We start from the raw sequence: 13368 nt of genomic DNA on the forward strand, positions 1-13368 counted from the left end.
AAATTTTTGACTGTCTAATTTTTTTGAAAGAATTGTTCATGACACTATAAAAATCTTAAAAATTGTGATAAAATAGGTAGGATAAAAGAAGGAGAGTGAAAATGGCGAATCCCAAGTATAAACGTATTTTAATCAAGTTATCAGGTGAAGCCCTTGCCGGTGAACGTGGCGTAGGGATTGATATCCAAACAGTTCAAACAATCGCAAAAGAGATTCAAGAAGTTCATAGCTTAGGTATCGAAATTGCCCTTGTTATCGGTGGAGGAAATCTCTGGCGTGGTGAACCTGCTGCTGAAGCAGGAATGGACCGCGTTCAGGCAGATTACACAGGAATGCTTGGGACTGTTATGAATGCTCTTGTGATGGCAGATTCATTGCAACAAGTTGGGGTTGATACGCGTGTGCAAACTGCCATTGCTATGCAACAAGTGGCAGAGCCTTATGTCCGTGGACGTGCCCTTCGTCACCTTGAAAAAGGTCGTATCGTTATCTTTGGTGCCGGAATTGGTTCACCTTACTTCTCAACAGATACAACAGCGGCCCTTCGTGCAGCTGAAATCGAAGCAGATGCTATTCTTATGGCTAAAAACGGTGTCGATGGTGTTTACAATGCCGATCCTAAGAAAGACAAGACAGCCGTTAAATTTGAAGAATTGACCCACCGTGATGTTATCAACAAAGGTCTCCGTATCATGGACTCAACTGCTTCAACTCTCTCAATGGATAATGACATTGACTTGGTTGTCTTCAACATGAACCAACCAGGTAACATCAAACGTGTCGTATTTGGTGAAAATATCGGAACAACAGTTTCAAATAATATCTAAGAAAAGGAATAAGAAAGATTATGGCTAACGCAATTATTGAAAAAGCTAAAGAGAGAATGACCCAGTCTCACCAATCACTTGCTCGTGAATTTGGTGGTATCCGTGCAGGTCGTGCCAATGCAAGCTTGCTTGACCGTGTACATGTAGAATACTATGGAGTAGAAACTCCTCTTAACCAAATCGCTTCCATTACGATTCCAGAAGCGCGTGTTTTGTTGGTCACACCATTTGACAAGTCTTCATTGAAAGACATCGAACGTGCCTTGAATGCTTCTGATCTTGGTATCACACCAGCTAACGACGGTTCTGTTATTCGTTTGGTTATCCCTGCTCTTACAGAAGAAACTCGTCGTGACCTTGCTAAAGAAGTGAAGAAGGTCGGTGAAAATGCTAAAGTAGCTGTTCGTAATATCCGTCGTGATGCTATGGACGAAGCTAAGAAACAGGAAAAAGCAAAAGAAATCACTGAAGACGAATTGAAGACTCTTGAAAAAGATATTCAAAAAGTAACAGACGATGCTGTTAAACACATCGACGACATGACTGCCAATAAAGAAAAAGAACTCTTGGAAGTCTAAAATAAACAGAAAAACTCAGTTGGCATTGCTGGCTGAGTTTTATTCGAAAGAAGGAAATATGAATACAAATCTTGCAAGTTTTATCGTTGGACTCATCATCGATGAAAATGACCGTTTTTACTTTGTGCAAAAGGATGGTCAAACCTATGCTCTTGCCAAGGAAGAAGGTCAGCATACAGTAGGGGATACGGTCAAAGGTTTTGCCTATACAGATATGAAGCAAAAACTCCGCCTGACAACCATAGAAGTGACTGCCACCCAGGACCAATTTGGTTGGGGCCGTGTCACAGAGGTTCGTAAGGACTTGGGTGTCTTTGTGGATACAGGTCTTCCTGACAAGGAAATCGTTGTGTCACTGGATATCCTCCCTGAGCTCAAGGAACTCTGGCCTAAGAAGGGTGACCAACTCTATATCCGTCTTGAAGTGGACAAGAAAGACCGTATCTGGGGTCTCTTGGCTTATCAAGAAGACTTCCAACGTCTGGCTCGTCCTGCTTACAACAACATGCAGAACCAAAACTGGCCAGCCATTGTATACCGTCTCAAGCTGTCAGGAACTTTTGTTTATCTGCCAGAAAATAACATGCTTGGCTTTATCCATCCTAGCGAGCGCTATGCAGAGCCACGTTTGGGGCAAGTATTAGATGCGCGTGTCATTGGTTTCCGTGAGGTAGACCGTACGTTGAATCTCTCCCTCAAACCACGCTCCTTTGAAATGCTGGAAAATGATGCCCAGATGATTTTGACTTACTTGGAAAGCAATGGCGGTTTCATGACCTTAAATGATAAGTCATCTCCAGACGACATCAAGGCAACCTTTGGTATTTCTAAAGGCCAGTTCAAGAAAGCACTCGGTGGCTTGATGAAGGTTGGTAAAATCAAGCAAGACCAGTTTGGGACAGAGTTAATCTAGGGTGACATATGAGAAAATCATTTTACACTTGGCTCATGACTGAGCGCAATCCTAAAAGTAATAGTCCCAAAGCTATCTTGGCAGACCTGGCTTTTGAAGAGTCAGCCTTCCCAAAACACACAGATGATTTTGATGAGGTCAGTCGCTTTTTGGAAGAACATGCCAGTTTCTCTTTCAACCTAGGAGACTTTGACGCTATCTGGCAAGAATACTTAGAACACTAGCATGATTCATTGGGTTTGGGCTAGTAATTTCTCCACCCCTTTGCTATAATAAAAAGAAATAAAAGGATTAGAGAGGTTCTTTATTTGAAGGAACATTCAATTGACATTCAACTAAGTCATCCAGATGACCTGTTTCATCTTTTTGGTTCCAATGAACGCCATCTTCGTTTGATGGAAGAAGAGCTTGATGTGGTGATTCATGCTCGTACGGAGATTGTGCAAGTTCTTGGAGAGCAGGCTTCCTGTGAGGAAGCCCGTCAAGTTATTCAGGCTTTGATGGTCTTGGTGAATCGTGGGATGACCGTTGGTACGCCAGATGTGGTCACTGCGATTAGCATGGTCAAAAACGATGAAATCGACAAGTTTGTCGCCCTTTACGAAGAAGAAATTATCAAGGACAATACAGGGAAGCCTATCCGTGTTAAAACATTGGGTCAAAAACTGTATGTTGACAGTGTTAAGCAACATGATGTGACCTTTGGAATTGGACCTGCAGGAACAGGGAAGACCTTTCTTGCAGTGACCTTGGCAGTAACTGCCCTTAAACGTGGGCAAGTCAAACGGATTATCCTAACTCGTCCAGCAGTGGAAGCAGGGGAGAGTCTAGGTTTTCTTCCGGGTGATCTCAAGGAGAAGGTAGATCCTTACCTTCGACCTGTTTACGATGCCTTATATCAGATTTTGGGAAAAGACCAAACGACTCGTCTCATGGAGCGTGAAATTATCGAGATTGCGCCCCTTGCCTATATGCGTGGACGGACCTTGGATGATGCCTTTGTCATTCTCGATGAGGCGCAAAATACGACCATCATGCAGATGAAGATGTTCTTGACGCGTTTAGGCTTTAATTCTAAGATGATTGTCAATGGAGATATCAGTCAGATTGACCTTCCGCGTAACGTCAAGTCCGGTTTGATTGATGCCCAAGAAAAGCTAAAGAACATTCACCAGATTGACTTTGTTCATTTTTCAGCCAAGGATGTGGTTCGCCATCCAGTTGTCGCTCAGATTATTCGAGCTTATGAACCAGCTCCAGTTAAAAAAGAAGAGAGTGAAGAATTAGATCCTCAACCTCTATCTGAAGGATAGTTCTTTTGTACTTAAAGTTATCTCAATACCAAGTATAAATTTGCTTTTTAAATATTTCATTCAATATCCTTATCTTAGTTAGAAACTTTTCAAGTGGAGGAAACGTATGGAATCAATCTTTTTAAAACTAGCTCGGTATCCCATAGTTGAGACAGAACGTTTATTGCTTCGACCTGTAACTTTGGATGATGCGGAAGAAATGTTTGACTATGCCTCGGACAAGGATAATACACGTTACACTTTTCCAACCAATCAAAATTTAGAAGAAACCAAAAATAATATTGCTCAGTTCTACTTGGCCAATCCTTTGGGACGGTGGGGAATAGAACTCAAAAGCAATGGCAAATTTATCGGAACCATTGACTTGCACAAGATTGATCCTGTTCTTAAGAAGGCAGCCATTGGCTACATTATCAATAAAAAGTATTGGAATCAAGGATTGACGACAGAAGCCAATCGTGCCGTAATTGAGCTAGCTTTTGAGAAGATAGGAATGAATAAGTTAGTTGCTTTACACGATAAGGCTAACCCCGCGTCAGGAAAGGTCATGGAGAAATCAGGAATGCGTTTTTCCCACGAAGAAGCTTATGCTTGTATGGACCAGCATGAAGAAGGCCGAATCGTGACAAGAGTTCATTATGTCTTGACCAAGGAAGACTATTTTGCAAATAAATAAGCAGTTGAGAAGAAATTTTCAACTGTTTTTTCTTCCTCTTACGAATAATTTAAGAGAGGAGAAAATATGGAAGCAATTATCGAGAAAATCAAAGAGTATAAAATCATTGTCATCTGTACTGGTCTAGGCTTGCTTGTAGGAGGATTTTTCCTGCTAAAGCCAGCTCCACACACACCTGTCAAGGAAACGAATTTGCAGGCAGAAGTTACAGCAGTTTCTAAGGATTCATCGACTGAAAAAGAAGTGAAGAAGGAAGAAAAGGAAGAACTGGTTGAACAAGATCTAATCACAGTAGATGTGAAAGGTGCTGTCAAATCACCAGGGATTTATGATTTGCCTGTAGGTAGTCGGGTCAATGATGCCGTTCAGAAAGCTGGTGGCTTGACAGAGCAAGCAGACACCAAGGCACTCAATCTAGCTCAGAAAGTTAGTGACGAGGCTCTGGTTTACGTTCCCACTAAGGGAGAAGAATCAGCTAGTCAACAGACTGGTTCGGGGACAGCTTCTTCAACGAGTAAGGAAAAGAAGGTCAATCTCAACAAGGTAAGTCTGGAAGAACTCAAGCAGGTCAAGGGACTGGGAGGAAAACGAGCTCAGGACATTATCGACCATCGTGAAACAAATGGCAAGTTCAAGTCAGTAGAAGAACTCAAGAAAGTCTCTGGCATTGGTGCTAAGACCATAGAAAAGTTAAAAGACTATGTTACAGTGGATTAAGAATTTCCCCCTTCCCCTGATCTATCTGAGTTTTCTGTTACTTTGGCTTTATTACGCTATTTTCTCAGCGTCCTATCTAGCGCTGTTTGGTTTCGTTTTTCTGCTAGTCTGTCTTTTTTTCCAATTTTCGTGGAAATCAGCTAGTAAAGTTCTACTGCTTTGCGGAGTCCTTGGCTTCTGGTTTCTGTTTCAAAATTGGCAACAGAGTCAAGCTAGTCAAAATCTGGCGGATTCTGTTGAGAGGGTACGGATTTTGCCTGACACTATTAAGGTTAATGGTGATAGTCTATCCTTTCGTGGCAAGTCTGATGGATGCATTTTTCAAGTCTATTATAAACTCCAGTCCGAGGAGGAGAAAGAAGCCTTTCAAGATTTAACAGCCCTTCATGAGATAGGACTAGAAGGAAAGCTTTCGGAGCCAGAAGGGCAGAGAAATTTTGGTGGCTTTGACTACCAAGCTTATCTGAAGACTCAGGGAATTTACCAGACTCTCAATATCAAAAAAATCCAGTCACTTCAAAAGGTTGGCAGTTGGGATATAGGTGAAAACCTGTCCAGTTTACGTCGAAAGGCTGTAGTTTGGATTAAGGCGCATTTTCCAGATCCTATGCGCAATTACATGACGGGGCTTCTATTAGGACATCTGGATACAGACTTTGAGGAGATGAATGAGCTTTATTCTAGTCTAGGAATCATCCACCTATTTGCCTTGTCGGGCATGCAGGTAGGATTTTTCATGGATGGCTTTAAGAAACTACTCTTGCGATTGGGATTGACCCAAGAAAAGTTGAAATGGCTGACCTATCCCTTTTCCCTTATCTATGCTGGTCTGACAGGATTTTCAGCTTCGGTCATTCGCAGTCTCCTGCAAAAGTTACTGGCTCAACATGGTGTTAAGGGCTTGGATAATTTTGCCTTGACGGTGCTTGTACTCTTTATTATCATGCCCAACTTTTTCCTAACTGCAGGAGGAGTTTTGTCATGTGCTTATGCTTTTATCTTGACCATGACCAGCAAAGAAGGAGAGGGGCTCAAGGCTGTTGCCAGAGAAAGTCTAGTCATTTCCTTGGGAATATTACCCATTTTATCCTTCTATTTTGCAGAATTTCAACCTTGGTCCATCCTTTTGACCTTTGTCTTTTCCTTTCTATTTGACTTGGTTTTCTTACCGCTCTTGTCTATCTTATTTGCCCTTTCCTTTCTCTATCCAGTCATTCAGCTGAATTTTATTTTTGAATGGTTGGAGGGCATTATTCGCTTGGTATCGCAGGTGGCAAGTAGACCTCTGGTCTTTGGACAACCCAATGCATGGCTTTTAATTTTATTGTTAATTTCCTTGGCTTTAGTCTATGATTTGAGGAAAAACATTAAAAGGCTAGCAGTATTGAGCATATTGATTACAGGTCTCTTTTTCTTGACCAAGCATCCACTGGAAAATGAAATCACCATGCTGGATGTGGGGCAAGGCGAAAGTATTTTCCTACGGGATGTAACTGGTAAAACCATTCTCATAGATGTCGGTGGCAAGGCAGAGTCTAGTAAGAAAATCGAAAAATGGCAAGAAAAGGCGACGACCAGCAATGCCCAGAGAACCTTGATACCCTATCTAAAAGGTCGAGGAGTATCCAAGATTGACCAGCTGATTTTAACAAATACAGACAAGGAGCATGTTGGAGATTTATTGGAGGTGACTAAGGCATTCCATGTAGGGGAGATTTTAGTATCAAAAGGTAGTTTGAAACAGAAGGAATTTGTAGCGGAACTAGAGACTACTAAAACCAAGGTGCGTAGTGTGATAGTGGGAGAGAATTTGCCAATTTTTGGAAGTCAGTTAGAGGTCTTATCTCCAAGGAAAATTGGAGATGGAGGTCATGAAGATTCCCTGGTTCTGTATGGGAAACTTTTGGATAAGCACTTTCTTTTCACTGGAAATTTGGAGGAGAAAGGAGAGAAGGACTTGCTGAAGCAATATCCTGACCTAGAAGTGGATGTCTTGAAAGCTGGTCAACATGGCAATAAAAAATCATCAAGTTCAGCCTTTCTAGAAAAACTCAAACCAGAGATTACTCTTATCTCAGTTGGAAAGAATAATCGAACGAAACTCCCCCATCAGGAAACCATGACCCGACTGGAAGGTATCAATAGCAAAGTTTATCGAACTGATCAGCAAGGAGCTATACGCTTTAAAGGGTGGAAAAGTTGGAAAATAGAAAGAGTTCGATAGGAAGGAGAAATATTATATATTAGTAAAATAACCTAAAAATCTGTTGCATAATAATGATAAAAACGATATAATGAAAGCGTCTTCAATATTAATGGTATAAAATCATTAAAAATTAGCAAAAATCGTTTAATTAGTTAGTTTATGATTATTGGTCTTTTTCAGTCCAGTATATCTGCTGTGAGCGTTCTTAAAACTTATAGGTATGATTGGAATACCTACTATAAGTCTAGTATGAATTGCTAGAGATATAACTATATTAATTCCCTGTTATGGTATCGTTATGACAGCTATTCTGAATATAAAATTGGTTCTGGTTGGAATTACAATCGTTGTGAGGTAATAAACTACTCCAGCGGAGGCTATTAATTCTTAAAGAGTGATAAAAAGGAGGGCTAGATATGTTGCAGCTTACTCATGTGACCTTAAAAACGCGACAAGTCATCTTACAAGATGTTGATTTTACATTTGAAAAGGGTAGGATTTATGGTATTCTTGCTATCAATGGCTCTGGAAAGACGACACTGTTCCGCGCCATTAGCAATTTAATTCCTATAACTAGTGGAAATATCGTAGCCCCTCCTTCTTTATTTTATTATGAAAGCGTTGAATGGCTGGATGGAAACTTAAGTGGGATGGACTACCTTCGTCTTATCAAAAAAATCTGGAAGTCAGGGCTGAACTTGAGGGATGAAATTACCTATTGGGAAATGTCTGACTATATCAGCCTTCCCATTCGTAAGTATTCCTTAGGCATGAAGCAACGCTTAGTGATTGCCATGTATTTCCTCAGTCAGGCGAAATGCTGGCTTATGGATGAGATTACAAATGGCTTAGATGAGTATTATCGACAGAAGTTTTTTGATAGGCTGGCACAAATCGATAGACAAGAACAGCTGGTTCTTTTAAGTTCCCACTATAAGGAAGAGTTGCTTGATGTCTGCGATAGAGTAGTAACCATTCATCAGGGGCAAATAGAAGAGGTTTAGTTTATGAAAGATGTTAGTCTATTTTTATTGAAAAAAGTTTTCAAAAGTCGCTTAAACTGGATTATCTTAGCTTTATTTGTATCTGGACTCGGTGTTACCTTTTATTTAAATAGTCGGACTGCAAACTCACACAGCTTGGAGAGCGAGTTGGAAACCCGTCTTGTAAAAGATGAGAGAATCATCAATGAATATGAAGAGAAACTCTCCCAAATATCTGATACCAACTCGGAGGAATACCAGATTGCTAAAAATAATTTAGATGGGCAAAAAAATCTTTCGACTCAAAAGACAGAAATTCTGACTTTATTAAAAGAAGGGCGATGGAAAGAAGCCTACTATTTGCAGTGGCAAGATGAAGAGAAGAATTATGAAATGATATCAAATACCCCGACTATTAGCTCTGACTTTAAAATGGCGGTTGACCGCCAACGAAAGATTTACCAAGCCCTGTATCCCTTGAACATAAAAGCACATACTTTGGAGTTTCCGACCCACGGGATTGATCAGATTATCTGGATTTTAGAGGCTATCATCCCAACCTTGTTTGTGATTGCTATTATTTTTATGCTAACGCAACTATTTGCAGAAAGATATCAAAATCATCTGGACACAGCTCAGTTATATCCTTTTTCAAAAGTGGCATTTGCCATGTCCTCCCTTGGAGTTGGAGTGGGCTATGTAACTGTGCTGTTTATCGGAATCAGCGGATTTTCTTTTCTAGTGGGAAGTCTGATAAGTGGTTTTGGACAGTTAGATTATCCCTACCCGATTTATAGCTTAGTGAATCAAGAAGTAACTATTGGGAAGATACAAGATGTGTTATTTCCTGGCTTGTTACTAACTTTCTTGGCTTTTATCGTTATTGTGGAAGTCGTCTACTTGATTGCTTACTTTTTCAAGCAAAAAATGCCTGTTCTTTTTCTTTCACTCATTGGGATTGTTGGCTTATTGTTTGGCATTCAAACAATTCAGCCTCTTCAAAGGATTGCACATCTGATTCCCTTTACTTACTTGCGTTCAGTGGAGATTTTGTCTGGAAGATTACCTAAGCAAATTGATAATGTCAATCTAAATTGGAGTATGGGGATGGTTTTACTTCCTTGCCTGGTTATCCTTTTGTTAGTGGGGATCTTATTTATCGAAAGATGGGGAAGTTCACGTAAAAAGGAAGTTTTTAATAGGTTTTAGCATTCCTATAGGGAAAATAAGTAAAAACTAACATAGAGAGGGAATCAACTTGGTTCTCTCTTTTTGATGAGGAAACAAAGTCAAAATACAAACAGAAACTTTTCAAAAAAATAATTTTTTATCTTGACAAGAGCTAGAAAACTTGGTATCATATAAAAGTTGAGAAAAGCAGAAGTGAGAGCTTCTCGCCTTGTGACATTAAGTTGCCTGGCCCTACGGATGAAAAGTTTCTAAGAAACGCTATCATAACGTGCGGGCTTGTATATTTACGAGTCCGCTATTGTTTTTCTCTAATAAAACAAAAGAGGTGAAAACCATAGCAAAGCAAGACTTATTCATCAATGATGAGATTCGTGTACGTGAAGTTCGCTTGATTGGTCTTGAAGGAGAACAGTTAGGCATTAAGCCACTTAGTGAAGCGCAAGCTTTGGCTGATAACGCTAATGTTGACCTAGTATTGATTCAACCCCAAGCCAAACCACCTGTTGCAAAAATTATGGACTACGGTAAGTTCAAATTTGAGTACCAGAAGAAACAAAAAGAACAACGTAAAAAACAAAGTGTTGTTACTGTGAAAGAAGTTCGTCTAAGTCCAACTATTGACAAGGGTGACTTTGATACAAAACTTCGCAATGCACGCAAATTCCTTGAAAAAGGAAATAAAGTTAAGGTATCTATTCGCTTTAAGGGTCGTATGATTACCCATAAAGAGATTGGTGCAAAAGTTTTAGCCGAGTTTGCTGAAGCAACTCAAGATATTGCCATCATCGAACAACGTGCTAAAATGGATGGACGTCAAATGTTCATGCAATTGGCGCCAGCGACTGACAAAAAATAATTGTCAGAAAGTTAAATAAAGGAGAAAAAATCATGCCAAAACAAAAAACACACCGCGCATCAGCTAAACGTTTCAAACGTACAGGTTCTGGTGGACTTAAACGTTTCCGTGCTTACACTTCTCACCGTTTCCACGGAAAAACTAAGAAACAACGTCGTCATCTTCGTAAAGCATCTATGGTGCATTCAGGAGATTACAAACGTATCAAAGCAATGCTTACTCGCTTGAAATAATAGCCTAACTGTAAGTAAAGAATTCTAGGAAATATTTGGAGGAAATAAAACATGGCACGTGTTAAAGGTGGCGTTGTATCACGCAAACGTCGTAAACGTATTCTTAAATTAGCAAAAGGTTACTATGGAGCTAAACACATCTTGTTCCGTACTGCGAAAGAACAAGTAATGAACTCTTACTACTATGCATACCGTGACCGTCGTCAGAAAAAACGTGACTTCCGCAAATTGTGGATCACTCGTATCAACGCGGCTGCTCGTATGAATGGACTTTCATACTCACAATTGATGCATGGTTTGAAATTGGCTGAGATTGAAGTTAACCGTAAAATGCTTGCTGACTTGGCTGTTAATGATGCAGCAGCTTTCACAGCTCTTGCAGATGCAGCTAAAGCAAAACTTGGTAAATAATAACAGATAAGACTGGAACAGGATTGTCCCAGTCTTTTTAAAAATAAAGGAGAAAAATATGGCTTCAAAAATGCTACATACTTGCTTGCGAGTAGAAAATCTTGAAAAATCAATTGCATTTTATCAAGATGCTTTTGGATTTAAAGAATTGCGTCGCAGAGATTTTCCAGACCATGCTTTCACGATTGTCTATCTAGGACTTGAGGATGACGACTATGAATTGGAGTTGACTTATAACTACGATCACGGTCCTTATGTGGTTGGAGATGGCTTTGCCCATATCGCCCTCAGTACACCTGATCTTGAAGCTCTTCATCAAGAGCACAGTGCCAAAGGCTATGAAGTTACTGAGCCAAATGGTCTACCAGGAACTGCACCTAACTATTACTTTGTCAAGGATCCTGATGGCTACAAGGTCGAAGTTATTCGTGAAAAATAATATTGTGAAGTCAAGTAGAATGTTCGTTTTCTACTTGACTTTTTTTAGCTGAAAGAGTATACTAGTAAAAATTTAACCTTTAAGGGGAGTCCAGAGAGACTCACAAGGTGTCAGATAAAAGAATAGTACAATTTTCTAGAGGAGACTTTTTGAGTGTGCTCTCTTGTGTTGTACGATTTTAACTGAGGCCTTGCACTAGCAAGGTCTTTTCTTTATCTGGTCCCCTTAAAATTTAAGGAGGAAAAGTCATGAATCCCACATGTAAGAAACGTTTGGGTGCGATTCGATTGGAAACCATGAAGGTGGTAGCACAGGAGGAAATCGCGCCAGCAATCTTTGAATTAGTCCTAGAAGGAGAAATGGTTGAAGCTATGCGAGCAGGGCAATTTCTTCATCTGCGTGTGCCTGATGATGCCCATCTCTTGCGCCGTCCTATTTCAATTTCGTCTATTGACAAGCTTAACAAGCAGTGTCGCCTTATTTATCGGATTGAGGGAGCTGGGACAGCTATTTTCTCAACCTTAAGTCAGGGAGATACTCTTGATGTGATGGGTCCTCAGGGAAATGGTTTTGATTTGTCTGCCCTAGATGAACAGAGCCAGGTTCTCCTTGTTGGAGGGGGGATTGGTGTACCGCCCTTGCTTGAGGTGGCCAAGGAATTGCATGCGCGTGGAGTAAAAGTAGTGACTGTTCTCGGTTTTGCTAATAAGGATGCTGTTATTTTAGAGACGGAATTAGCTCAATATGGTCAAGTCTTTGTAACGACAGATGATGGTTCTTATGGTATCAAGGGAAATGTTTCCGTTGTTATTAAGGATTTAGACAATCAATTTGATGCTGTTTACTCATGTGGGGCTCCTGGAATGATGAAGTATATCAATCAAACCTTTTATGACCACCCAAGAGCCTATCTATCTCTGGAATCTCGTATGGCTTGTGGAATGGGGGCTTGCTATGCCTGCGTCCTAAAAGTACCAGAAAGTGAGACGGTCAGCCAACGCGTCTGTGAAGATGGCCCTGTTTTCCGCACAGGAACAGTTGTATTATAAGGAGAAAATTATGACTAGAAATCGTTTACAAGTTTCTCTACCAGGCTTGGATTTGAAAAATCCGATTATTCCAGCATCAGGCTGTTTTGGTTTTGGTCAGGAGTATGCCAAGTACTATGATTTAGACCTTTTGGGTTCCATTATGATTAAGGCAACGACACTTGAACCGCGTTTTGGCAATCCAACTCCTAGAGTTGCTGAGACACCTGCTGGTATGCTTAATGCAATTGGCTTGCAAAATCCTGGTTTAGAGGTTGTTTTGGCTGAAAAGCTACCGTGGCTGGAAAGAGAATATCCAAATCTTCCTATTATTGCCAATGTAGCTGGTTTTTCAAAACAAGAGTATGCAGCTGTTTCTCATGGTATTTCCAAGGCAGCTAATGTGAAGGCTATTGAGCTCAATATTTCTTGCCCCAATGTAGATCACTGTAATCACGGACTTTTGATTGGTCAAGATCCAGATTTAGCTTATGATGTGGTGAAAGCAGCTGTGGAAGCCTCTGATGTGCCAGTTTATGTCAAACTGACCCCTAGTGTGACGGATATCGTCACTGTCGCAAAAGCTGCAGAAGATGCGGGAGCAAGTGGTTTAACCATGATTAATACTCTAGTTGGAATGCGCTTTGACCTCAAAACCAGAAAACCAATCTTGGCCAATGGAACAGGTGGAATGTCTGGTCCAGCAGTCTTTCCAGTAGCCCTCAAACTCATTCGCCAAGTAGCCCAAACAACAGACCTGCCTATCATTGGAATGGGGGGAGTGGATTCGGCTGAAACTGCCCTAGAAATGTATCTGGCGGGAGCATCTGCTATTGGAGTTGGAACAGCCAACTTTACCAATCCTTATGCCTGCCCTGATATCATCGAAAATTTACCAAAGGTTATGGATAAATATGGTATTAGCAGTCTAGAAAATCTCCGCAAGGAAGTAAAAGAGTCTCTGAGGTAAACTGCAATCAATCTGTTCTTGATGAAC

At 40.6% G+C, this 13368-nt stretch carries 16 protein-coding genes and 1 other annotated feature; all 16 genes read left to right on the forward strand.

Annotation, left to right across the window (positions count from 1 at the left end; all coding sequences use genetic code 11):
- Nucleotides 1–101 precede the first annotated feature (101 nt).
- Nucleotides 102–827: a UMP kinase gene (pyrH, locus tag O3601_RS00005; RefSeq protein WP_000002995.1), complete on the forward strand. Its 726-nt coding sequence runs from the start codon at nucleotides 102–104 to the stop codon at nucleotides 825–827.
- A gap of 20 nt (nucleotides 828–847) precedes the next feature.
- Nucleotides 848–1405, forward strand: a complete 558-nt coding sequence (gene frr / locus O3601_RS00010; protein WP_001262225.1) for a ribosome recycling factor — start codon at nucleotides 848–850, stop codon at nucleotides 1403–1405.
- Between the two features lie 58 nt (nucleotides 1406–1463).
- Entirely contained in the window at nucleotides 1464–2318 is an 855-nt protein-coding gene (cvfB, locus tag O3601_RS00015; protein WP_371469870.1) for an RNA-binding virulence regulatory protein CvfB, read from the forward strand.
- 8 nt (nucleotides 2319–2326) lie between these two features.
- A complete protein-coding gene (locus tag O3601_RS00020) occupies nucleotides 2327–2542 on the forward strand; it encodes a YozE family protein (RefSeq protein WP_001232084.1) in 216 nt (71 codons plus the stop codon).
- A gap of 84 nt (nucleotides 2543–2626) precedes the next feature.
- Entirely contained in the window at nucleotides 2627–3631 is a 1005-nt protein-coding gene (locus O3601_RS00025; protein WP_371469873.1) for a PhoH family protein, read from the forward strand.
- Between the two features lie 106 nt (nucleotides 3632–3737).
- On the forward strand, nucleotides 3738–4307 hold the full coding sequence (locus O3601_RS00030) for a GNAT family N-acetyltransferase (protein WP_371469874.1): 570 nt from the start codon (nucleotides 3738–3740) through the stop codon (nucleotides 4305–4307).
- A gap of 66 nt (nucleotides 4308–4373) precedes the next feature.
- Nucleotides 4374–5024, forward strand: a complete 651-nt coding sequence (locus tag O3601_RS00035; RefSeq protein ID WP_371469876.1) for a helix-hairpin-helix domain-containing protein — start codon at nucleotides 4374–4376, stop codon at nucleotides 5022–5024.
- The gene (locus O3601_RS00040; RefSeq protein WP_371469877.1) at nucleotides 5008–7248 is read left to right on the forward strand and encodes a DNA internalization-related competence protein ComEC/Rec2; all 2241 of its coding nucleotides are present in this window, start codon (nucleotides 5008–5010) and stop codon (nucleotides 7246–7248) included. Before O3601_RS00035 ends, O3601_RS00040 begins: the two co-directional genes overlap by 17 nt.
- 398 nt (nucleotides 7249–7646) lie before the next feature.
- Complete coding sequence (locus O3601_RS00045; RefSeq protein WP_261053937.1) at nucleotides 7647–8234, forward strand: ABC transporter ATP-binding protein; 588 nt, start codon at nucleotides 7647–7649, stop codon at nucleotides 8232–8234.
- A 3-nt stretch (nucleotides 8235–8237) separates the two neighbouring features.
- Nucleotides 8238–9422, forward strand: a complete 1185-nt coding sequence (locus O3601_RS00050) for a hypothetical protein (RefSeq protein ID WP_371469880.1) — start codon at nucleotides 8238–8240, stop codon at nucleotides 9420–9422.
- A gap of 160 nt (nucleotides 9423–9582) precedes the next feature.
- Nucleotides 9583–9714: a sequence feature (ribosomal protein L20 leader region), on the forward strand.
- 15 nt (nucleotides 9715–9729) lie between these two features.
- Nucleotides 9730–10260, forward strand: coding sequence for a translation initiation factor IF-3 (gene infC, locus O3601_RS00055; protein WP_000848180.1), 531 nt, complete (start codon nucleotides 9730–9732; stop codon nucleotides 10258–10260).
- A gap of 32 nt (nucleotides 10261–10292) precedes the next feature.
- Entirely contained in the window at nucleotides 10293–10493 is a 201-nt protein-coding gene (gene rpmI, locus O3601_RS00060; protein ID WP_001125943.1) for a 50S ribosomal protein L35, read from the forward strand.
- A gap of 51 nt (nucleotides 10494–10544) precedes the next feature.
- On the forward strand, nucleotides 10545–10904 hold the full coding sequence (gene rplT / locus O3601_RS00065; RefSeq protein WP_000124834.1) for a 50S ribosomal protein L20: 360 nt from the start codon (nucleotides 10545–10547) through the stop codon (nucleotides 10902–10904).
- A gap of 58 nt (nucleotides 10905–10962) precedes the next feature.
- Entirely contained in the window at nucleotides 10963–11343 is a 381-nt protein-coding gene (locus O3601_RS00070) for a VOC family protein (protein ID WP_261024516.1), read from the forward strand.
- 248 nt (nucleotides 11344–11591) lie between these two features.
- Nucleotides 11592–12392, forward strand: a complete 801-nt coding sequence (locus tag O3601_RS00075; RefSeq protein ID WP_371469984.1) for a dihydroorotate dehydrogenase electron transfer subunit — start codon at nucleotides 11592–11594, stop codon at nucleotides 12390–12392.
- Entirely contained in the window at nucleotides 12355–13341 is a 987-nt protein-coding gene (locus O3601_RS00080) for a dihydroorotate dehydrogenase (protein WP_371469985.1), read from the forward strand. Before O3601_RS00075 ends, O3601_RS00080 begins: the two co-directional genes overlap by 38 nt.
- The last annotated feature ends 27 nt before the right edge of the window (nucleotides 13342–13368 follow it).

The organism is Streptococcus sp. 20925_1_69, from assembly GCF_041432365.1.
In the GTDB taxonomy this organism is placed as follows: Bacteria; Bacillota; Bacilli; order Lactobacillales; family Streptococcaceae; genus Streptococcus.